Raw genomic sequence first — 21,421 nt, 5'->3', positions numbered from 1 at the left:
TTGCCTGCTTTTATCATTTCAATCCCGCTCAAAGATATATTCTTGCGTGCTTGGATTATAAATCGATTGAACACACATTTCTTTTCCGTCATAAGTTATTTTGAAAATCGCACAGTTAGCTGGACGTTTTTTAGGAGTTGGCGGATTTTTCGTAGCATGCAAATAAAACTGCATAATAGCTCCACCATGGCTGACAAATAACAAAGTCTCATCTTCTTTGCTATCTTCCAAAACTTCACGAATAGTCCGCTCCATGCGTTCATAAACCTGAACGTTTGATTCTCCACCATAACGTACGAAAAAGTCTCGATAGCCTGAGCCATCTTCGTGGTGAACTGGCGGATTCAAATACTCTTGATGCGCTTCATAAGCTCCAAAATCCATTTCCTTAATGCCTTTTAAGCGAATGTAGTCTGCTCGCCCAGTCGCTAGTTCAGCTGTGTCACAAGCTCTCTCTTGCGTTGACGAATAGACACGCGTGAAAGTAATCCCTTCTTGCTCAAAATACTGTCTTGCTGCCTTAGCTTGTTCAATCCCTTCCTCTGTCAATGGAGAATCACAAGCTCCTTGAATACGTCCTTGAACGTTAAACCGAGTTTGTCCATGTCGCATTAGGTAAAATGTTTTAACCATCTTTTCCTCCCTAATCTCAATATAAGCAAACTAACTCAGTTGAATGCCTTCAACCGAGTTTAGCTTATTAATCGTTTAAAATATTTGCACCGCGTGTTGCAATCAAATCTTTGTAATAGAAGAATGAATCTTTGCGTGAGCGGTCAAAGCTACCATTTCCTTGGTCATCCGCATCAACGTAAACAAAACCGTAACGTTTAGACATTTCAGAAGTTGAAGCTGAAACAAGGTCTGTACAACCCCACCAAGTATATCCCATCAAGTCAACACCATCTTCAATAGCTTCATACATTTGTTTGACGTGAGATTCCAGATAATCAATACGGTATTGGTCATGAATTGAACCATCTTCTTCCACCTTATCAAGGGCGCCAAGACCATTTTCAACAACCATAAGTGGTACTTGGTAACGGTCGTAAAGCTTGTTTAAAGTGATACGAAGCCCAACAGGGTCAATTTGCCAGCCCCAGTCAGAAGCTTCCAGATATGGATTAGGTTCGCTTAGAATAAGGTTTCCATCAGTTTCTTCACCAGATTTTTGCTTACGTGCAATAGAGCTCATGTAATATGAGAATGACATGAAATCAACAGGGTATTTTTCAAGAATTTCCAGATCACCATCAGCAATTTCTAACTCAATATTGTTTTCTTTAAAGAAACGTTTAGCATATGATGGGTATTTACCACGTACTTGGACATCAGAGAAAAACAGATTTTCATGGTCTTTTTTAATCTCTTCCATGACATCATCAGGATTACATGTAGCTGGATAGGCTTGCATGCGCGCTAACATACAACCAATTTTAAAGTCAGGATTGATTTCATGACCAACTTTTGTGGCTAAGCTTGATGCCACAAATTGGTGGTGCGCTGCTTGATACATGTCTTGGAGATTCAATTTTCCATCTTCAAATAAGAGACCACCAGATAAATAACCTGTCATGCCAATGATGTTGATTTCATTAAAAGTTAACCAGTATTTGACTTTATCTTTGTAGCGATTAAAGACTGTTTCAGCATAGCGCACAAAGCAATCAATCACTTTACGATTCTTCCAACCACCATATTCTGTGATTAGATGAATTGGAAATTCATAATGTGACAATGTCACAAGGGGTTCGATGCCATATTTATTAAGCTCATCAAAAACTTTGTCATAAAAGGCTAGCCCTACTTCATTTGGAATGGCATCATCACCATTTGGAAAAATACGTGACCAGGCAATTGACATACGGAAAGTCTTAAAGCCCATTTCCGCATAAAGAGCAATATCTTCTTTGTAACGGTGATAAAAATCTGAACCCCAACGTTTCGGATACAAACCTTCTGTGTCATTTAAAGCAGCATCCAATTTAGCACGAGTCATTGGGCTATTGAATTCACTTCCCATTGATTTTCTCTCTTCTGGCGCTACTGCACGTGACGTATCTGAGGTAGCAGGTCCGCGTCCATCAACATTCCACGCCCCTTCAAATTGATTGGCAGCTGTTGCACCACCCCATAAAAAATCTTTTGGAAATTGTTTTGTCATATTTTCTCACCTCATACTTTAGTTTACTCTTGTATTATATCTTGAAATGTAAGTGTTTTCTATCACTATTATCTTAAAAAACAATACTATCACATGATAATAAAACCATTTCCTCACCTTAAAGGAAAAATCTTTTCAAAAAATGAAATCAAGTATGAAAACTACTCATTTTTCATTCATTCTATAGAAGAAAATTTGACAAAAGCCCTTTCTCTCTATATAATTAATTAGTTGAAATTATTCTATTTTTTCTGAAAATGGGAAATATATTTTAATAAGTAGTACTGATTTAATGGCTAAAAGATAAAGAGTCACTTGATGATTTACCCTTTAACCAATGATTACAGTACTATGACTGACTTAGGAGTTTAATTATGTATAATTTTCTATCGTCTTTAGACAGTCTAGTCTGGGGACCACCTCTTCTTGTTCTTCTTGTTGGAACAGGAATTTATTTGTCTTCTCGCTTAGGATTATTGCAAGTTTTCCGCCTCCCAAAGGCCTTAAAACTAATCTTTAAATCTGAAGCAAAAGGTAAAGGGGATATTTCAAGTTTTGCTGCACTAGCTACTGCTCTTGCAGCAACTGTCGGTACTGGTAATATTGTCGGTGTCGCAACTGCCATCAAACTTGGTGGTCCAGGGGCACTTCTTTGGATGTGGATGGCCGCATTCTTTGGAATGGCTACAAAATATGCTGAAGGTGTTTTAGCCATCAAATACCGTACAACAGATGCAAATGGTGAAATTTCTGGTGGTCCAATGCACTACATTGTTAATGGGATGGGAAAACGTTGGAAACCTTTGGCCATTGCCTTCTCAATTTTTGGGGTAATGGTTGCCTTGTTTGGTTCAGGGACTTTCACACAAGTTAACTCAATCACTGATTCACTTAGCAACACTGTTGGCTGGTCACCAAAAATCATCAGTATTGTCTTGGCTGTCCTTGTCAGCATTATCATCTTCGGTGGTATTCAATCAATTTCAAAAGTTGCTGAAAAAATTGTTCCTTTTATGGCAATCATTTATATTCTAGCAACAATTACAATTCTTGCTTTCCATTGTAACCAAATTCTTCCAAGTATTGCTTTGGTTATTAAATCAGCCTTTACTGGAAAAGCAGCAACTGGTGGTTTTGCTGGAGCAACTGTTATCACAGCCATCCAAGCTGGTATCGCACGTGGTATCTTCTCAAATGAATCTGGGCTTGGTTCTGCACCAATCGCTGCTGCTGCTGCGAAAACTGACGAACCTGTTGAACAAGGTCTTGTTTCTATGACTGGTACTTTCATTGATACCATCATTATTTGTACCCTAACAGGACTTTCAATTATTGTTACTGGTGGTTGGTCAAGCAATCTTAACGGAGCAACTTTGACACAATCAGCATTCTCTAGTGTCTTTGGAAACTTTGGTGTCTATGCTTTGACATTCAGTTTAATTCTCTTTGCCTTTACCACAATTCTTGGTTGGGGATATTACGGAGAACGTTGTTTTGAATTCCTATTTGGTGTCAAAGCTATTCCAGTTTACCGTATCATTTTCATCGCTATGGTCGCTCTTGGCGGTTACATTAGCCTTGAAACTATCTGGGTTATCGCTGATATCGTTAACGGTTTGATGGCAATTCCAAACTTGATTGCCTTACTAGCCCTTTCACCAATTATTATCAAAGAAACAAAACACTATTTCGATACACATTAAAAAATAAGAGATTAGGGATTATCCTAATCTCTTATTTTTCCTCTTAAAGAAAACGCTTATTAACGGGATTTCTGTGCCAAAAGAGGCGTTTTAGTGATATAATAAAAGGTAGCTCAAATTTAACATAATCTACTGATACATTTATAACCTCATTTGAACAAAGGAGGCATTTCTTATGTCAACACCAGAAGAAAATCTACGCTTAGCAAAACGAGGGCCCATTGTTAGTATTATTGCCTACATGGTCATCACCTTATTGAAGCTAGTCACTGGTTATTTTTTGAATTCATCATCATTAATCGCTGATGGTTTTAACAACTTGTCTGATATTCTCGGAAATGTTGTGCTTTTAATTGGACTACATTTGGCGAGCAAACCAGCCGATGAAGATCACCGCTTTGGTCATTGGAAAATGGAAGATTTATCAAGTTTGATCACTTCTTTCATCATGTTTTACATTGGCTTTAAAGTTCTCTTTCAAACCATTGAAAAAATCATCTCAGGTAGCATGACACCTCTTGATCCTGAAGGTGCCATTGTCGGAGTCATCTCTGCAGCGATTATGTATGGTGTTTACCTTCACAATAAACGCCTCTCACAACGTGTCAAATCAAGCGCACTCTTAGCCGCATCAAAAGATAATCTTTCTGATGCTGTCACTTCTATCGGTACTTCTGTAGCCATCCTCGCAGCTTCATTTAACTTAGTCATCATTGATAGATTGGCTGCCATCGTTATTACTTACTTCATTTTGAAAACAGCCTATGATATTTTTATCGAAAGTGCCTTTAGTCTTTCAGATGGCTTTGACCAAAAAGAACTTCAAAAATACAAAGAAGCTATCCTCAAATTACCAAAAGTGTCAAATGTAAAATCCCAACGTGGTCGCTCATACGGAAGCAACATCTATCTTGATATTGTTGTTGAGATGAATCCTGACCTATCAGTTTACGAAAGCCACGAAGTTACTGAACAAATCGAAGAACTCCTTCGTAAAGAATTCTCTGTTTACGATACAGATGTTCACGTTGAACCAGGAGCAATCCCTGAAGATGAGATTTGGGATAATGTCTACAAGAAACTTTACAAGGCAGAAAAAACCATTCTTGCTAAGATTCCAGATTATGAAGAATTAATCTCAGATGACTTCTACCTCATTGACGTTGACGGTCATTCCTATACCAAATCTGAAATGACGGCTCGTAAAAGACATTACATGAGCAATATCGAAGCCTTTGAAATGACCTCTATCAGCCAAAAAACAAAGCTTATCACTTATAAGCTCGATAATATGACTCATACCAGTATCTGGCGTCGCAAGGAAAATTGGTTCCTTGTCTTCCACCAAATCACTCCACAAACTACATCCAAAGATTAACCTTAAAACCAGGACTAATACTCCTGGTTTTTTAGGTGCTTAGAAGTTTATTTTTGTTAACTGGTTAACTAATATCTATTATAGCACGATACCATTAATAATCAAGAAAAAAATGAAAACAAAAAGTTCCAAGTATTGCTACTTGAAACTCTGTTAAATTATTTTTTAACGGCATCAGTTGCCACGTCATCACCAAACCATTTGTTTGAGATTTCTTGGAATTTGCCTTCTTGATAAAGTTTTTGGAAAGCTTGATTAATTTTCTTAACCAATGTTTTATCTGCTTTTCTAGCACCTACAGCAAAATCTTCACCATCAAACTCACTAGCAATGATATTGTAGTTATCTAATTCACCTTCTTGTTCAAGGTAATAATTAGCGTAAACTTTATCAATCAAGAGACCATCAATACGATCGTTTTTAAGATCAATGAGGGCTTGTGTGAAGGTTTCATACTGTGTCGCATCACCGCCAGATACAATATCTTTTAAGACTTTTGGTTTTGCATTGAAAGCATCGTAACCAGATGAACCTGATTGCGCTCCGAGAACTTTATCTTTCATCCCTGCAAAACTTGTGATACCTGAAGATTTTTTAGTGACCAGCACTTGTTCATTAACCATGTAAGGATTTGTAAAGAGAACTTTTTCGGCACGTTCATCACTAATAGAATAACCATTCCAAATCAAATCAATCGTACCGTTGTTCAATTCAGTTTCTTTCATATCCCAGTTGATTGATTGCCATTTCACTTTAATACCATACTGTTCAAAGACGGCATTGGCAAGATCGATGTCAAAACCAACATTTTTGCCATCTTCATCTTCGTACCCCATTGGTACAAAAGTGTTATCAAAACCAATCGTAATCTTTCCATCTTTTTGATAAGTTTTCCATTGGTCTGTCTTAGCAACTTTTTTTGATGACGATGACCCGCAAGCAGCTAAACTAACTGTCGCAACAAGCACCATAGCACTTAAAAGAACTTTTTTCAATTTCATAAAGACACCTAATGAGACTTTCTGTTATTTTGGATTAATTTTTAAAATGTGATCTGAAATCGTTTCTGCAAATTGTAAATCATGGGTAACCACAATCTGAGTCATTCCAGCTTCTCGGTTTTGTAAAATCAATTTTTCAACTTCTTGACGTAATTCTGGGTCAAGCGCTGACGTTGGTTCATCATAACCAATGATTTGAGGATCAATCATCATCGCACGAGCAAGGGCGACACGTTGCTTTTGCCCACCTGATAATGAGTAAGGATAAGCATCCGCATGTTCTCCCAAACCAAGACGTTTAAGAAGACCAAGCGCCTTTTCTTTTGCCGCTTCTTTTGTCATTCCCATTGTTTTAACAGGTGACAAAATCAAATTATCTAAAACAGACAAATGTGGGAACAATTGAAAGTCTTGGAAAACAAAACCAAGCAAGTTAAGTGTCTCTAAGTGATCAATCGGAACAACTTCACCATTATAGATGATTTCACCCGAATCAATTTTTTCAAGACCAGCAAGCATGCGTAGTAAAGTGGTTTTACCACCACCTGAAGGTCCTACAAGAGACAAAATTTTACCATCTTCAATTGTTAAATTAAAATGATCAAAAATTTTCTTTTGACCAAATTGTTTGGAAATATTTTTTAATTCTAACATCTGGTCACCTCTTATTTATAATAATCAAATTTTTTCTCAGTTTGTTTTGAAATCAAGGTAACAATACCAATCATAAGCAAGTAAATAGCCCCTGCCACAAACATCGGTGCAAGTGTTGCATCACGGTTGGCAGCTGTCTTACTTGCAAGCAACAAATCACCAACCCCAAGAACATAAACGAGTGAAGAGTCTTTGACAAGGTTGATAATTTCATTGAAAACACTTGGTAAAACAATCTTGAAAACCTGTGGCAAAATAATATAATGAATGGTTTGCAACTGATTTAATTTCAAAACTTTTGCAGCTTCGTATTGACCTTTAGGAATAGCAGCAATCCCACCACGGAAAATTTCAGCAAAATAAGCTGCATAATTCAAGGTAAATGCCAAAATTGCCGCAGGCATACGGTCCATAACCACTCCTACACTTGGTAAAACATAGTAGAAGAAAATAAGTTGCAATAGCAATGGTGTTCCACGCATAATCCATACATATAATGTCAACAACCATTGCAAAGGTTTAAATTTAATCTGCATCAAAAAAGCTAGGATAGCACCAATCGGAATGGAAAGCACAATAACAATACAGAAAACTTGCAAAGTTACCGCAGCGCCATCTAACAAGCTAGGCAGAACTTGTGAAATATATGACATGTTATCTCCTAAAAAGAATTTGTTACTATTATAGTATTATATCAAATTTTCAAACAATTGGGGAGTAAAGAAGAATATTTTATCATTTGACCTTATAAAAATGAATTTTAATAACATAACTATATTTATGTAAATAATATCTTTAAATATAAAAAACGCTACGAGCAAAACTCATAGCGTTAATGTCATCATAGTTTTTTAACAAACTCTGATTTTAATTTCATTGCACCGAAACCATCGATTTTACAATCAATGTTGTGGTCACCTTCAACAAGACGAATGTTTTTAACACGAGTTCCTTGTTTAAGATCTTTTGGTGCACCTTTTACTTTCAAGTTTTTAACGATAGTAACACTGTCACCGTCAGCAAGACGAGTTCCGTTGCTATCAAGAACAACCAAGCCATCTTCTTCTTCAACTGAATCAGCTGGGTTCCATTCATAAGCGCACTCTGGGCAAACTAACATTAATCCATCTTCGTAAACATACTCAGAGTTACATTTTGGACAATTTGGTAAAGACATCATTTCTCCTTATCAAAAAATAGCTATAACTTTATTACTGTCATAAAGTTAAAAGTTACATTATCCATTCTACCTTAGAAAGTAAATTTTGGCAAGTGTTATTCCACAGTAACCGATTTCGCAAGGTTACGAGGTTTATCGACGTCCAAACCACGTTGAAGTGTTGCGTAATAAGCAATCAATTGTGCTGGGACTACCATTGCAATAGCTGACAAGAATGGATGTACAGTTGTTACGATGATATCGTCACCTTCACGAGCTTGGCTTTCATCAACAATTGTAAGAACGCTTGCTCCACGTGCTTCAACTTCTTGGATATTACCACGTGTATGTGATGCAAGAACAGGATTGCTTGAGATAAGTGCGATAACAGGCACACCTTCTTCAATCAATGAAATTGTACCGTGTTTCAATTCACCAGCTGCAAATCCTTCACATTGAATGTATGAAATTTCTTTTAATTTCAAACTTGCTTCCATGGCAACATAGTAGTCTGAACCACGACCGATATAAAAGGCGTTACGAGTTTCTTTAAGAAGTGCTTCTGCTTTTTCAGCAATCGTGTCTTTTTCAGAAAGTGTTGCTTCAATAGATTGTGCAACGATAGCAAGTTCGTGAACAACATCAAAATCAGCTGCTGCTTTGTTGCCATTAGCATCGCCTACTGCTTTAGCAAGAATTGCCAATGTTGCAACTTGAGCTGTATAAGCTTTTGTAGAAGCCACTGCAATTTCAGGACCAGCATGCAAAAGCATTGTGTAAGTTGCTTCACGTGACAATGTTGAACCAGGAACGTTTGTAATAGTCAAGCTAGGAATGCCCATTTGATTTGCTTTAACCAAAACTTGACGACTATCAGCTGTTTCACCAGATTGTGAAATCATGATAAAAAGTGGTTTTTTGCTCAATAGAGGCATGTTATAGCCCCATTCAGATGCAATACCAAGTTCAACTGGTGTGTCAGTCATTTGTTCAAGGAATGATTTTGAAGCAAAACCAGCATGGTAAGATGTTCCGGCAGCCAAGATGTAAATGCGATCAGCTTCTTGAACAGCTTTGATGATTTCAGGATCAACAGTGACTTGATTATTGTCATCTGTGTAAGCAGTGATTAACTTACGCATAACTGTTGGTTGTTCATCGATTTCTTTCAACATGTAGTAAGGGTAAGTCCCTTTACCAATATCAGATAAGTCAAGTTCAGCTGTGTAAGAATCACGTTCAATAGCATTGCCATCATAATCCATAACTGAAACAGAATCTTTTGTCAAAACAACCAATTCTTTGTCGTGGATTTCCATAAATTCGCTAGTTTCGCGGATCATAGCCATAGCATCTGAACATACCATGTTGTATCCGTCACCCAAACCAATCAAAAGAGGTGATTTATTTTTAGCTACATAAATAGTATCAGGATCTTCAGCATCAACCAAAGCAAACGCATATGAACCTTCAATGATTTTCAAAGCTTTTTTAAAAGCTTCAAGAACTGACAAACCTTGTTCCACAAATTCTCCAACTAAGTGAACTGCGATTTCAGTATCAGTTTCACCTTTAAGATGGTGATTTGAAAGATATGTTTCTTTAATTTGTAGATAGTTTTCAATAACACCATTGTGAACCAAGACGAAACGTCCAGTTTCAGATGTATGTGGGTGAGCATTCAATTCAGTTGGTTGACCGTGAGTTGCCCAACGGGTATGACCAATACCAGTGTAACCAGCCATATCAATTCCAATTTTCGCACGAAGATCAGCAATACGTCCAACTGATTTAATTAAGCGACCTTGATTAACACCATTAGTAACGTAAATTCCTGCAGAATCGTAACCACGGTACTCCAATTTTTCAAGACCTTGCATTAAGATGTCTGTTGCGTTTTTGTTTCCAACAACACCAACAATACCACACATATTTTTTTACCTTTAATAGGAAAAACCTATTATCTCTTTCTTATTTTTTGAATTGGTATAGTCTAATAAAGACCTTCCAAAACCTTACAGCAACAGTATATAACTTTACTTTTACCTTGTCAACAGAAAGATTGGTATAAAATATACTATACCAATTCTCTATTGGTATAAAAGGAAAATTAAACCAACAAAAAACAGAGTAGCTAAACTACTCTGTTGTAATAAATCCAAATTGATTAAGTGGTAAAACTTTGAAAGTAACAACACCACGAATTTGACTTTCCTTGATTAGTCCAAAACTACGACTATCATTAGTATTCTGACGATCATCATTTAAGACTAGATAATACCCTTTTGGCACTTCGTTATATTTACCATTAGAAACTGTATTAACAGAAAAATCAGAAGTAAATGGCTGTTGGGTATCCGAAGTTGACAAATATTCGGATTTTATCTTGCTAATGTACGGTTCTTCTTTTACTTTGTTGTTAACATAAAGAATATCATCCATTACAGTCGCACTTTGTCCAGCTGTTGCGACAACACGACTAATGTAAAAAATGCCATCCTTCTTATAAACGATAAAATCTTTATAGCGTGGTTCTCGATTACGATTAACAACTACGACATCACCATTTGATAGGTATGAATTAGCGGCATCTTCATGCACTCTAAATGTTGAAAAAACAAAAATTCTCAACAAAAATATCGCTAAAATAGCAATTAAGACTAAAATAATGTTTCGAATAAAATCGCGCTTAACCATAATTTCTCCTATTCTTTGTTCTATTATATCATGTTTCTGAACATAAAAAAAGTGGGCATGTGACTTTTGACACAAAGTAAGTAAGTTAGCCTTGTTTTATCTAGATAAAAGAATAAAAAATGAGAATATTTGCCCCTTCTGTGCCCCTCGCTACCATTTTGACATAAAAAAAGCCCTATCAGACAGGCTGAAAAGCTTGATATGATAGGCTTTTTTATTATTCAATTATTTTACAGTGCGGATACGCATTGTGTTTGTACCACCTGAACCAACAGGAACACCAGCGACGATAACGATGTTATCACCTGATTGAACCAAACCTGATTCAAGAGCAGCTTTTTCAGCAACTTCAAACATGTCATCAGTTGATGCAGGTTTTTCAGTTACGACTGGAATAACACCCCAGTTAATCATCAATGATTTTTGAGTTTTTTCGTCGAATGTTACAGCCAAGATGTCAGCATCTGGACGGTATTTAGAGATAAGACGAGCAGTGTTACCAGATTCAGTAAGAGCAACTACAAGTTTGATATCCATTGAGCTTGTTGCATCTTTAACTGCAGAAGCAACAACTTCTGTTTTAGAAGTACGAGCGAATGATGATGAATCAAGACGTCCGTATTCGTTAAGAAGAGTTTGAGCGTTTTTATCGATTGTAGCCATTGCACGAACTGCTTCAACTGGGTATTTACCATTTGCAGATTCACCTGAAAGCATTGTTGCGTCAGTACCATCAATAACAGCGTTGAACACGTCAGATACTTCTGAACGAGTTGCACGTGGTTTTTCAGTCATAGATTCAAGCATGTTTGTTGCTGTGATAACTGCTTTACCAGCTGCGTTAACTTTAGTGATGATCATTTTTTGGTAAACTGGAACCATTTCAAATGGAACTTCGATACCCATGTCACCACGAGCGATCATGATACCATCAGCAGCTTCGATGATTTCGTCGATGTTTTCGATACCTTGTTGGTTTTCGATTTTAGCAAACAAACGAACGTGTCCGTTGCCAGTTTCTTCACAGATTGCACGAACTTCTTCAACGTCTTTTGCAGTACGTACGAATGAGATAGCGATGAAGTTAAGACCTTGTTCAAGACCAAAACGGATATCAGCGTTATCACGTTCAGCAAGAGCTGGGAATGGGATTTTAGTGTAAGGAATGTTTACACCTTTTTGTTTAGCGATAATACCATCGTTTTCAACTTCAACAACAAATTCACGAGTTGCATCGTCTTTAGCGACAACACGAAGACCAAGTTTACCATCGTCAACAAGAACTTGTTTACCAACTTCAACGTCATCGTAGATGTCAAGGGCACCAGCAACGTTCAAAGCGATAACTTCGCGAGTTGATTTGATACCTTGTTTAGTAGCAACACGGATTTGTTCACCAGTTTTGTATGAATATTCTTTAGCTTCGCCTTCAAAAAGTTCAGTACGGATTTCAGGACCTTTAGTGTCAAGAAGGAAACCAACTTTTTGTCCAGCAATTTCTTCGGCACGACGTACAGTTGCCATACGTTCACCTTGTTCTGCGTGGTCACCGTGTGAGAAGTTGAAACGGAAGACGTTTGCACCTTCTTTAATCAATTGAGCGATTTTTTGTGCTGATGCTTCAACATCAAGGCTTTCACCCCAATATCCATCTTCACCGAATTTTTTACCGCCACGGATTTCAACCGCAGGACCAAGTGTTGCAACGATTTTTACGCGTTTATTCATGATAATATGAAACTCCCTTTATTTTTAAGCCGAATGAACGACTATTAATAACAATAATTTTTAATCTAATACTATACTATATTACAAATGAGCAATGTCTCGATTTAATTGAGCAAAGTCAAGACGTGCTTTGTGTGGCATGTTGACGATAATGCTACCATCTTCTGCCAATGAGAATAGAGCACCTTCTTCTTTAGTACCAAGAATTGGGCTTTCTACTAATTCTTCGTTGTGGATACCAACGGCAAGTCCACCACGACCTTGTTGAAGCAATTCAACAGCGTGAGCACCCATCCAAGAAGCAAGAACACGATCACGAGGTGATGGTGCACCACCACGAAGGATGTGACCAAGGTTAGTTGCACGAAGGTCGCTAGTATCACCAGCTTCTTTCATCAACTCTGCAAATTTTTCAGCATGCATTACACCTTCAGCAAGAACGATAAGGTGACGTTCTTTACCTTTGTTTTCGTAACCATCTTTAACTTTTGCAACAACTTCGTTGATGTCATATTCTTCTTCAGGAATAATGATTTGGTCAGCACCTGCAGCAATACCTGCCCAAAGAGCGATATCACCAGCGTTACGTCCCATTACTTCAACAACGAATGTACGTTTGTGACTGTAAGATGTATCACGGATTTTGTCAAGAGCTTCCATAGCTGTGTTTACAGCTGTATCAAACCCAAGAGTGTAATCTGTACCAGCGATATCGTTATCGATTGTACCTGGGATACCAACTGCTGGGAATCCGTGTTCTGTCAAGCGCATAGCACCGTGATAAGAACCGTCACCACCGATAACAACGACACCTTCGATACCGTGTTTTTTAAGTTGTTCGATACCAGCAAGTTGTCCTTCAAGAGTTGCAAACTCAGGGTAACGAGCTGATTGAAGGAAAGTACCACCACGTGACAAAATGTTTGAAACACTTTGAGCATCCAATGGGAAAATGTCGCCATCGACCATACCAGCATAACCGCGGTTGATTCCGAAGACTTCCATTCCTTCTTTAATTGCTTTACGAACAACTGCACGAACAGCAGCATTCATACCAGGAGCGTCGCCGCCACTAGTCAAAACAGCAATACGTTTCATTTTGCTAATACTCCTTTTATTAATCTAACGTTCTTATTATAGCACATTACTTTGTAAAAAGCTTTACTTTATTTTATTTTTACTAAATTTTTATTGATAAATCGTTTTCACTGTATATGGAGTTAAAGCTTGTAAAAGTTCTTCGTCCTTTTTAACCAAATGTCTCTGACTTTGCAAGGTTTGCTTACTATCTTGATAATGCAAAATCACGGGAATATTTCCTGGATATTGTGACAAGATTTCTGAAACTTCTCTATCATGTAAATGATTTGGAAGTAATAACCACAAGCGTTCACTACTTGCTTCTTGAACATGATTTAACACCATCTGCAATCGATTGTTGCGATTTTGAATCTTACCTGTTAAATAATAAAATCTTCCTTCTTGCAATTCGTCTTTATAATGTGTAAAAACTTCTGGAAAGAGAGTGACGTCAAATTTTTTCTGTGTGTCTGTTACATTTAGAAAAGCCATCTGCTCACCCTTGGTTTTTGTTCGAATCACACGAATCTGACTTAATTCAACAAGAATAGTCGCTTCAGTATTTTCATGCAAATCGGACAAAGCCGTAAAAGCAATAGATGAATTCTTGGCAATTTCAAGAAGAGGATGAGGACTGATTCCCACACCTAGCAATCCCTGTTCCTGACGATATTTTTCAGTATTTGGAAAGTCTTCTACTTCAATCCAATTATAGGAATTCTCTGCAAAAAGACTTCCTAACTCATTAACAAACATGAAAAGAGGTTCCAGATTTTCAATAATCTTGCGGCGATTTTTTTCAAAATTATCAAAAGCACCGACTTCAACCAATGGTGTGATAAGTTCCTTCTTCTGGTAATTCTCAGGCAACTTGGTCAAGAAGTCCTCAATACTTGAAAATGGTCGATGATCAATAATCCAGTAACATAAATCACGTGGAAGTGCGCGTAGATTTTTCAAGCCAAGATAAATTTGACCATCAGCTATCTTATCGTTATAAGGCACTGTATTGATGTCGATTTTCTTGATGCGAAACTCTGATTCCATAGCATCTGTAATATAATCAGCACTTGAATAATTCAGCATGACATCATAAAAAACTGCAGGATAGTGTGCCTTAAAGTAAGCTAGTTGAAAAGCTAATGCTGAGTAAGCAAAGGCGTGACTTCTATTAAAACCGTAGCCAGCAAATTTAGCCATGCGAGAAAATAAATCTTTAGCCGTTTCAAGCGGTCGACCAAGAGCTTGTGCGCCTTTTAAGAACTCGCTTTCCATTTTTTGCATGTCTTCTGCCTTTTTCTTTGACATGGCACGACGCAACAAATCCGCTTTTCCTAGAGTGAATCCTGCATAAACCTGTGCAATTTGCATAACCTGCTCTTGATAAAGCATGATGCCATAGGTTGGCTCCAAAATTTTTGCCACCAGAGGGTCAATCAAGTCAATCGCTTCTTGTCCAAAACGACGTCTAATAAAATTTTCGGTGTAATCACTAGCCCCTGGACGATTCAAACTCGTTGTTGCCACAATATCCTCAAATTTTTGTGGTTTAATGCGTTTTAATAGATTAATAGCGCCAGCTTGCTCAAATTGGAAAATCCCTTTGGTCTTTCCTGCAGCAAATAAAGCCAGCGTTTGCTGATCTTCTAAATCAATCGATTTGATGTCAATTGTGATACCATATTCTTTAGCGACCTTTTCTTGCATGCGTTGCACAAAAGTAAGGTTACGAAGCCCAAGAAAATCCATTTTAAGAAGACCATTAGCCTCAACCGCAGCCGCATCGTATTGAGTAATCATCATATCTTCGCCAGCTTTTAATGGAATATGCTCGGTCAGATTGTCATCGCTCATAACGACACCAGCGGCGTGAATTGAAGTCTGACGAGGATTTCCTTCTATACGCTTAGCAATAGCAAAAGCTTTTTGATACTCGATTTTAGAATTAATAATTTGACGGAAAGATAAATTCTTTTCGTAAACCGTACTTAAGTTATCTCTGAAACTGATTTTTTTAGTGATATTGGTCAACTCGTACTCTGGTGCACCAAAACGTTTAAAAACATCGCGAATAGCTTGTTTAGCACCAAAAGTTGAAAAAGTCACAATTTGAGCCGAATGAAGACTACCGTAACGATTACGGACATAATGAAGAAACTCACTGCGATAAACATCTGGGAGGTCAATATCAATATCAGGCATGCTATAACGTTCTTCATTTAGGAAACGTTCAAAAAGCAGATTGTTCTTCACTGGGTCAATACCAGTAATATCAAGAGCATAGGAAACTAAACTTCCCGCAGCAGAACCGCGTCCCATTCCCATGTAATACCCTCGACTGCGACCAAAGCGCAGCAAATCCCAAACGATAAGGAAGTAATCATCAAATCCCATCTTGTGAATGACCGAAAGTTCTTTAGCTAAGCGTTCTTGGTACTCTGGCAACCAAAGATTTTTAGCCTTAAGCCCTGCTTCAGTTAATTCTATCAATTCCTCTTGAGCAGGCTTTTGACGATTAAAACGCGGTAATTTTAATTCACTATTAAAGTCATAATGAATTTCAGCGACTAATTTTTCTAAGTTTTCTAGAGCTTGTGGAAATTTTTGCTCAAAAGCCTGTGTTAAAATATCACAAGCCATCAACTGTTGTCCTTGTGGTGCAGCCGGCGCATCCTTCAAGCTAATATTATCTCGAATAGCGTGAAGCATGTGAAGCGTTTCAACTTCGTTAGTATTAAAATACCGTACTGTATGAAGTGGAATTAAAGGTTTGTCATAATCCCTTTCTTCTGAGTGAACATTCACTCCGATATAATACTCAAAAGGAAGCGACAAGCTCTCCAAACCATCAAAATACGGGATAATAACCACTAAGCCTGACAAGTAATCCTTTAAATCCTCTACCTGAATACCAGATGTCATCTGACGACTAGACACTTTCATCAAGTTTTTGTAACCTGTCGTATCACGCGCAATTAAGTACACACTTAAGGAAAGATTTTCCTGTAAATTAAGCGTCAACTCAAGCCCCAAAACAGGACGCAGACCCTCGCTTTTAGCTTTTGTAATAAAATGAAAGGCGGCATAGAGATTATCTTTGTCCATAATCCCAATGGTTTGGTAGCCTAATACTTTTGCTTCTTTGACATAGCCCTCTAAGTCAATTAAGCTATCCATAAAAGAATAAACAGTCTTGGTATCTAATTGGGCAAACATAAAAGCCCTCCTTTCTCCGATTGATTTCTTTTTCTATTATACACTAAAAATCAAAGCATATTTGCGTTTAAATTGAAATAAGATGCCTTAGCGATTGATTCCTTGACATTTCAAACTTATTTTTGTACCATTTATTTAGTACAAGACTTCTTTCAAGACTTCTTCTAATTAATACAATTAAGACTTCTTTAAATTTTAATAGAAAGGGGTTATCGTATGTCCTGGAAATTTGATGAAAAATCACCTATTTATGTCCAAATCGCACAACATATTAAGATGCAAATCATCAGTCAAGAAATCAAAAGCGGTGATCAACTCCCAACCGTTCGCGAATTAGCTGAAGAAGCTGGTGTCAATCCCAACACAATGCAACGCGCTTTTTCAGAACTAGAACGCGAAGGCATGGTTTACTCTCAACGAACATCTGGCCGCTTTGTTACAGATGACACTGACCTCATCATGCAAAAACGTCGCGAAGTTGCTGAGGCAGAATTACAATCATTCGTTAATAACATGCAAAAAATAGGATTTGAAATCGACGATATTGTGACTACACTAGAATCGTATATTAAGGAGAAAAAATAGGATGAGTCAATTACTCCAACTACATCACGTTACCAAAAAATACAAAAAACATGTAGCTGTTGACGATGTGACACTTAGTTTACCTGCCGGTAAGATTATTGGCTTACTCGGTCCAAATGGAAGCGGGAAAACAACACTGATTAAACTAATCAACGGACTTCTTCACCCAACAACTGGAGAAATCGTCATTGATGGTTACCGTCCTTCAGTCGACACTAAAAAAATCATTTCATACCTTCCAGATACTTCTTACCTCAGAGAAGATATGAAAATCAAGGATGCCCTTGCTTTCTTCGAAGATTTTTACGAAGACTTCTCTCGTGAAAAAGCTGAACACCTTTTAGAAGATTTAGATCTTAATCCAAATGATATCCTCAAAAATCTATCAAAAGGGAATAAAGAAAAAGTGCAGCTAATCTTGGTCATGAGCCGACAAGCAAAACTTTATATTCTTGATGAACCAATTGGTGGTGTTGACCCAGCCGCGCGTGACTACATTTTACGCACTATCATCAATAATTACTGTGAAGAGGCTTCTGTTATTATCTCAACGCACTTAATTTCAGAAATCGAACCAATCCTTGATGAAATCATTTTCCTTAAAGACGGAAAAATTATTTTGCAAGGCAATACGGATGATATTCGTGAAGAGCACGGTCAATCCATTGATTCACTCTTCCGTGAGACTTACAAAGCTTAGGGAGGAATTATGTTTTCAAAACTTTTAAAATACGAACTAAAATCTGTCGGTAAATGGTACTTCGCACTTAATGCGTCAATTATCGCTATTTCCATCTTCCTTGGCTTTAGCATCAAGACACTTACAGACTATGCTGAAAACTATACAACAAGCAACCCTGGCAACTTCACTAAACTCATTCCAATTATTTTGGCAATTATGTTCGGTGTGGTCGTTGCCAGTGCATGGATTGCTACACTAGCTATCATCGTGCGACGTTTTTATAAAAATATCTTTGGTCGTGAAGGTTACCTTACTTTAACCTTGCCAGTATCTACTCACCAAATCATTTTATCTAAACTGATTGCTTCACTGATTTGGACAGCGTTTAACACTATTGTTGTTACCATCGGAGTGACCTTACTTGTTATACCGATTTTTGGTTTAGGCCATTTCTTAGCCTTCCTACCACAATTAGCTAAAATGCTCACTCCTGCCGAATGGGGAATTGGCTTCCTTTGGTTAGCAATCTCTTCTATTTCAGGAATTCTGCTCATCTACTTAGCTATTACAATTGGTCAATTATTTGCTAATAGACGTGGTCTTATGGCATTCGTTGCCTACTTCGTCGTTTCATTCATCTTTTTATTAGTGTCTGAAATCCTCGGAAGCCACGAACTAAATAGTGACCTTACTATCCATTTCTTTATCTATTCTTGTATTGAGTGCTTTATCGAAGGTGCCATCTTCTACTTAGCAACACATTACTTGCTTAAAAACAAAATTAATATTCAATAAATATTATAGCCACCAAATTCTGGTGGCTATTTTTATATATGGAATTGTGTCTGGGTGAAAGCACAAAAAACATTCTCGCAGTCTTCCTACTACTGATAGTGAAAAAAATTTTTTGTGTTTCTCTAAAAGGCAAAACTAGGCAAAACGTAAAAATAAAAAACGTTGATATATCAACGTTTTTCGTAACTTTGCTAAACTATGAAAAGCTTTTATGGAGCCGGTGGGAGTCGAACCCACGTCCAAACACCTGCCAATACATTCGTCTACAACCATAGGTTATGTCTTTAATTTAACTTAAGCTCGATACATAACTCAAACCTAGATTAAGCGAGCCTATAAATCTCTTTTTGACTAGCTAGGCAATAGTCAAACGTAGCTTGCTAATCAATGAAACCTCTAGCAAAACACAAGCAATCCTGTAGAGATCACGCGAGCTGTTTTTTAGGCAGCTACAGCGTAAGAATTTGTATTTTTTGCAGTTATATTTAACTGGCATTTTTACATCTGCCGATGAGTCGCAGAATGTACCTCATAATGCCTGTCGAATCCGTAACGACCCCAGATATTATAAAGTAGTCAAAAGCTACGTTTGTTATTATAGCAAATAATGTTTAAAATAGCAAAAAAATAATTCTTATGATATGATAAGAATTATGAAAATGAAGATGTTTGACCATTATGCCTTTTGGCAGCGACTGATCAAGTTTCTGGGAGTATTAGCCTTGCTGGGAACGTTTGTTTTAGTCATCTGGTTCTACCATTTAGGGATTCTAAACGATAGTAATGCACTCAAAGATTTTGTTAATCAGCACAGTGTCTGCGGGCCTTTAGTTTTTATCTTAGTACAAATCTTTCAAGTCGTCTTCCCAGTTATTCCAGGTGGTGTCACAACAGTTGCTGGCTTTTTAATTTTTGATCCAATCCTAGCCTTCTTTTACAACTATGTGGGTATTGTGATTGGTAGTATCATTCTATTTATTCTTGTTAGACTATATGGCCGCAAGTTTATTCTACTTTTTGTCGATGAGAAGACTTTTTACAAATACGAAGCGAAGCTTAACACTCAAAATTATGAAAACTTCTTCATCATTTGCATGTTATCACCCATTTCACCAGCTGATATCGTGGTGATGATAACTGGATTATCTCGCATTTCATTAAAACGTTTCATCTTCATTATCCTACTAACCAAGCCAATTTCAATTATTTCTTATAGTTATATCTGGATTTTTGGAGGAAATATCCTAAAATTACTATTAGGTCACTAAAGCCTGAGCTTTGCTCGGCTTTTTCTTTTTTTCATTACAACTGTAATTTTTCAAAAAAAATTCATGTAAACATTTTCACAGTATTGAAAAATTCTTACATAGTAGTAGACTTATAACGAAGGAGTTTACTAATGAAGTTATACGTTCAATTTATGATAATTCTCATCTTTTCATTTATTGGGGAGGCGATTTCTAATTTACTCAATTTACCTGTTCCTGGTAGCATTATTGGGTTAGTGCTACTTTTTCTTGCCCTGGAATTCAAGGTAATTCGTTTGAGACACATAGATGTTGTGGGAAATTTCTTGCTCAATAATATGACCATTCTTTTCTTGCCTGCGGCTGTCGGAATCATGGATCGATTCAATGACATCAAGGATTATTTGCTTCCTATCACCATTATCATTCTTGTAGCTATCTTTTTGAATGTTGCTACTATTGGTTTTGTTGTTCAATTCATCAAAACACGCTTTGAGGGAGACTATGTTGATAAAGGAGGTCATCATGACTGATATTCTTACAAACCCAATCTTTGGTATCATGCTATCAATCCTAGCATACCTTATGGGCATGCTTATTTTTAGGCGTTTTCCACACCCAATTACTACCCCTTTACTATTGGCAACCTTTTTTATTATTGTCTTTTTAAAGATTACTAAGATTTCCTACCATGATTATTACATTGGCGGAAGTTATCTTAACACATTGATTGTTCCATCAACAGTAGCACTTGGTATTCCACTCTACCGTTCATTCCACTTGATGAAACATCACATCAGAAGTATCCTAACTGGTATTCTTGCTGCTTGTATCGTCAACACGACTTTTACCGCTCTTGTTGCGAAAACATTTGGTATTAAATATTTGCTAGCTATTTCATTATTCCCTAAATCAGTAACAACTGCAATGGCTGTTGGAATCACTGAAAAAATGGGAGGAATTACAACTGTAACACTTGTTGTCGTTGTTATTACTGGAATTTTGACAAGTGTTCTTGGACCCGTTTTTTTAAAACTTTTACGAATCGAAGATCCTGTTGCTATCGGGCTTAGTCTTGGAGGAACAGGGCACGCAATCGGTACTGGAACAGCTCTAAAATACGGTCTCGTTGAAGGTGCGATGGGCGGACTTGCTATCGGAGTTACCGGAATCGTTTATGTTATTATCAGTCCAATCGTAGCTCAAATTATTTTAAAATAAGCTTTTTTATAAGTGCCTGTGGTGAAAATCACAGGCCTTTTATTTGCCCTTAAATTGCTCGTAATGCCATCCAATATTAACTTGCGACAACTTTCCTTAAATTCTTCTACA

19 protein-coding genes and 1 other RNA gene are annotated in these 21,421 nt (G+C 37.2%); 8 read left to right on the top strand and 12 right to left on the bottom strand.

The window, feature by feature from the left end; all coding sequences use genetic code 11:
- Positions 1-18: 18 nt before the first annotated feature.
- Positions 19-633, bottom strand: coding sequence for a histidine phosphatase family protein (locus BMX18_RS05595; RefSeq protein WP_093815530.1), 615 nt, complete (start codon positions 631-633; stop codon positions 19-21).
- 67 nt (positions 634-700) lie between these two features.
- A complete protein-coding gene (locus tag BMX18_RS05590; protein ID WP_093815529.1) occupies positions 701-2,164 on the bottom strand; it encodes a glycoside hydrolase family 1 protein in 1,464 nt (487 codons plus the stop codon).
- A gap of 374 nt (positions 2,165-2,538) precedes the next feature.
- Here BMX18_RS05590 and BMX18_RS05585 point away from each other — a divergent pair, with 374 nt between their 5' ends.
- Together BMX18_RS05585 and BMX18_RS05580 are read left to right on the top strand one after the other, a co-directional pair.
- Positions 2,539-3,867 carry an alanine/glycine:cation symporter family protein gene (locus BMX18_RS05585; RefSeq protein WP_093815527.1) on the top strand — a complete coding sequence of 443 codons (1,329 nt, stop codon included), beginning with the start codon at positions 2,539-2,541 and terminating at the stop codon, positions 3,865-3,867.
- Between the two features lie 175 nt (positions 3,868-4,042).
- Positions 4,043-5,245: a cation diffusion facilitator family transporter gene (locus tag BMX18_RS05580; protein WP_093815525.1), complete on the top strand. Its 1,203-nt coding sequence runs from the start codon at positions 4,043-4,045 to the stop codon at positions 5,243-5,245.
- Positions 5,246-5,403: 158 nt separating this feature from the next.
- Here the strand turns inward: BMX18_RS05580 and BMX18_RS05575 are convergent, their stop codons facing one another.
- The 9 genes from BMX18_RS05575 to BMX18_RS05535 form a co-directional block, all read right to left on the bottom strand.
- Entirely contained in the window at positions 5,404-6,246 is an 843-nt protein-coding gene (locus BMX18_RS05575; protein ID WP_093815523.1) for an amino acid ABC transporter substrate-binding protein, read from the bottom strand.
- A gap of 24 nt (positions 6,247-6,270) precedes the next feature.
- On the bottom strand, positions 6,271-6,900 hold the full coding sequence (locus BMX18_RS05570) for an amino acid ABC transporter ATP-binding protein (RefSeq protein ID WP_074482136.1): 630 nt from the start codon (positions 6,898-6,900) through the stop codon (positions 6,271-6,273).
- A gap of 11 nt (positions 6,901-6,911) precedes the next feature.
- The gene (locus BMX18_RS05565) at positions 6,912-7,553 is read right to left on the bottom strand and encodes an amino acid ABC transporter permease (RefSeq protein ID WP_014334657.1); all 642 of its coding nucleotides are present in this window, start codon (positions 7,551-7,553) and stop codon (positions 6,912-6,914) included.
- Between the two features lie 188 nt (positions 7,554-7,741).
- Positions 7,742-8,077 (bottom strand): zinc ribbon domain-containing protein YjdM, encoded by a 336-nt coding sequence (locus tag BMX18_RS05560; RefSeq protein ID WP_039696985.1) that lies wholly within the window; start codon positions 8,075-8,077, stop codon positions 7,742-7,744.
- A 98-nt stretch (positions 8,078-8,175) separates the two neighbouring features.
- Complete coding sequence (glmS, locus tag BMX18_RS05555) at positions 8,176-9,990, bottom strand: glutamine--fructose-6-phosphate transaminase (isomerizing) (protein WP_093815521.1); 1,815 nt, start codon at positions 9,988-9,990, stop codon at positions 8,176-8,178.
- Between the two features lie 208 nt (positions 9,991-10,198).
- On the bottom strand, positions 10,199-10,756 hold the full coding sequence (gene lepB, locus BMX18_RS05550) for a signal peptidase I (protein ID WP_074559982.1): 558 nt from the start codon (positions 10,754-10,756) through the stop codon (positions 10,199-10,201).
- A gap of 225 nt (positions 10,757-10,981) precedes the next feature.
- Complete coding sequence (gene pyk / locus BMX18_RS05545; RefSeq protein ID WP_074563519.1) at positions 10,982-12,484, bottom strand: pyruvate kinase; 1,503 nt, start codon at positions 12,482-12,484, stop codon at positions 10,982-10,984.
- Between the two features lie 81 nt (positions 12,485-12,565).
- Positions 12,566-13,582: a 6-phosphofructokinase gene (pfkA, locus tag BMX18_RS05540; RefSeq protein ID WP_074559978.1), complete on the bottom strand. Its 1,017-nt coding sequence runs from the start codon at positions 13,580-13,582 to the stop codon at positions 12,566-12,568.
- A gap of 90 nt (positions 13,583-13,672) precedes the next feature.
- The gene (locus BMX18_RS05535; protein ID WP_093815519.1) at positions 13,673-16,780 is read right to left on the bottom strand and encodes a DNA polymerase III subunit alpha; all 3,108 of its coding nucleotides are present in this window, start codon (positions 16,778-16,780) and stop codon (positions 13,673-13,675) included.
- A 216-nt stretch (positions 16,781-16,996) separates the two neighbouring features.
- Here BMX18_RS05535 and BMX18_RS05530 point away from each other — a divergent pair, with 216 nt between their 5' ends.
- From BMX18_RS05530 to BMX18_RS05520, 3 genes are read left to right on the top strand one after another with little or no spacing between them, the layout of a single operon-like run.
- Positions 16,997-17,365 carry a GntR family transcriptional regulator gene (locus BMX18_RS05530; protein WP_006532025.1) on the top strand — a complete coding sequence of 123 codons (369 nt, stop codon included), beginning with the start codon at positions 16,997-16,999 and terminating at the stop codon, positions 17,363-17,365.
- Between the two features lies 1 nt (position 17,366).
- Positions 17,367-18,065: an ABC transporter ATP-binding protein gene (locus BMX18_RS05525; RefSeq protein WP_039696991.1), complete on the top strand. Its 699-nt coding sequence runs from the start codon at positions 17,367-17,369 to the stop codon at positions 18,063-18,065.
- A gap of 9 nt (positions 18,066-18,074) precedes the next feature.
- Positions 18,075-18,842, top strand: coding sequence for an ABC transporter permease (locus BMX18_RS05520; RefSeq protein WP_074868833.1), 768 nt, complete (start codon positions 18,075-18,077; stop codon positions 18,840-18,842).
- 209 nt (positions 18,843-19,051) lie between these two features.
- On the opposite strand, the gene ssrA is transcribed toward BMX18_RS05520, so the two are convergent.
- Positions 19,052-19,402: a transfer-messenger RNA gene (gene ssrA, locus BMX18_RS05515) on the bottom strand.
- 93 nt (positions 19,403-19,495) lie between these two features.
- Here ssrA and BMX18_RS05510 point away from each other — a divergent pair.
- From BMX18_RS05510 to BMX18_RS05500, 3 genes are all read left to right on the top strand, one after another.
- Entirely contained in the window at positions 19,496-20,110 is a 615-nt protein-coding gene (locus BMX18_RS05510) for a TVP38/TMEM64 family protein (protein ID WP_074601748.1), read from the top strand.
- A 131-nt stretch (positions 20,111-20,241) separates the two neighbouring features.
- Positions 20,242-20,622, top strand: coding sequence for a CidA/LrgA family protein (locus tag BMX18_RS05505; protein WP_039697045.1), 381 nt, complete (start codon positions 20,242-20,244; stop codon positions 20,620-20,622).
- A complete protein-coding gene (locus BMX18_RS05500) occupies positions 20,615-21,310 on the top strand; it encodes an LrgB family protein (protein WP_180366628.1) in 696 nt (231 codons plus the stop codon). Before BMX18_RS05505 ends, BMX18_RS05500 begins: the two co-directional genes overlap by 8 nt.
- The last annotated feature ends 111 nt before the right edge of the window (positions 21,311-21,421 follow it).

It is taken from the genome of Streptococcus sp. 45 (genome assembly GCF_900108865.1).
Taxonomy (GTDB): domain Bacteria; phylum Bacillota; class Bacilli; order Lactobacillales; family Streptococcaceae; genus Streptococcus; species Streptococcus ruminicola.
This window is presented reverse-complemented; position numbering and strand designations above follow the sequence as displayed.

Excerpts from the sequence above, each read along its gene's own strand:
- BMX18_RS05595 (WP_093815530.1), bottom strand. The coding sequence starts at position 633 with ATGGTTAAAACATTTTACCTAATGCGACATGGACAAACTCGGTTTAAC.
- BMX18_RS05590 (WP_093815529.1), bottom strand. The coding sequence starts at position 2,164 with ATGACAAAACAATTTCCAAAAGATTTTTTATGGGGTGGTGCAACAGCT.
- BMX18_RS05585 (WP_093815527.1), top strand. The coding sequence starts at position 2,539 with ATGTATAATTTTCTATCGTCTTTAGACAGTCTAGTCTGGGGACCACCT.
- BMX18_RS05580 (WP_093815525.1), top strand. The coding sequence starts at position 4,043 with ATGTCAACACCAGAAGAAAATCTACGCTTAGCAAAACGAGGGCCCATT.
- BMX18_RS05575 (WP_093815523.1), bottom strand. The coding sequence starts at position 6,246 with ATGAAATTGAAAAAAGTTCTTTTAAGTGCTATGGTGCTTGTTGCGACA.
- BMX18_RS05570 (WP_074482136.1), bottom strand. The coding sequence starts at position 6,900 with ATGTTAGAATTAAAAAATATTTCCAAACAATTTGGTCAAAAGAAAATT.
- BMX18_RS05565 (WP_014334657.1), bottom strand. The coding sequence starts at position 7,553 with ATGTCATATATTTCACAAGTTCTGCCTAGCTTGTTAGATGGCGCTGCG.
- BMX18_RS05560 (WP_039696985.1), bottom strand. The coding sequence starts at position 8,077 with ATGTCTTTACCAAATTGTCCAAAATGTAACTCTGAGTATGTTTACGAA.
- glmS (WP_093815521.1), bottom strand. The coding sequence starts at position 9,990 with ATGTGTGGTATTGTTGGTGTTGTTGGAAACAAAAACGCAACAGACATC.
- lepB (WP_074559982.1), bottom strand. The coding sequence starts at position 10,756 with ATGGTTAAGCGCGATTTTATTCGAAACATTATTTTAGTCTTAATTGCT.
- pyk (WP_074563519.1), bottom strand. The coding sequence starts at position 12,484 with ATGAATAAACGCGTAAAAATCGTTGCAACACTTGGTCCTGCGGTTGAA.
- pfkA (WP_074559978.1), bottom strand. The coding sequence starts at position 13,582 with ATGAAACGTATTGCTGTTTTGACTAGTGGCGGCGACGCTCCTGGTATG.
- BMX18_RS05535 (WP_093815519.1), bottom strand. The coding sequence starts at position 16,780 with ATGTTTGCCCAATTAGATACCAAGACTGTTTATTCTTTTATGGATAGC.
- BMX18_RS05530 (WP_006532025.1), top strand. The coding sequence starts at position 16,997 with ATGTCCTGGAAATTTGATGAAAAATCACCTATTTATGTCCAAATCGCA.
- BMX18_RS05525 (WP_039696991.1), top strand. The coding sequence starts at position 17,367 with ATGAGTCAATTACTCCAACTACATCACGTTACCAAAAAATACAAAAAA.
- BMX18_RS05520 (WP_074868833.1), top strand. The coding sequence starts at position 18,075 with ATGTTTTCAAAACTTTTAAAATACGAACTAAAATCTGTCGGTAAATGG.
- BMX18_RS05510 (WP_074601748.1), top strand. The coding sequence starts at position 19,496 with ATGAAAATGAAGATGTTTGACCATTATGCCTTTTGGCAGCGACTGATC.
- BMX18_RS05505 (WP_039697045.1), top strand. The coding sequence starts at position 20,242 with ATGAAGTTATACGTTCAATTTATGATAATTCTCATCTTTTCATTTATT.
- BMX18_RS05500 (WP_180366628.1), top strand. The coding sequence starts at position 20,615 with ATGACTGATATTCTTACAAACCCAATCTTTGGTATCATGCTATCAATC.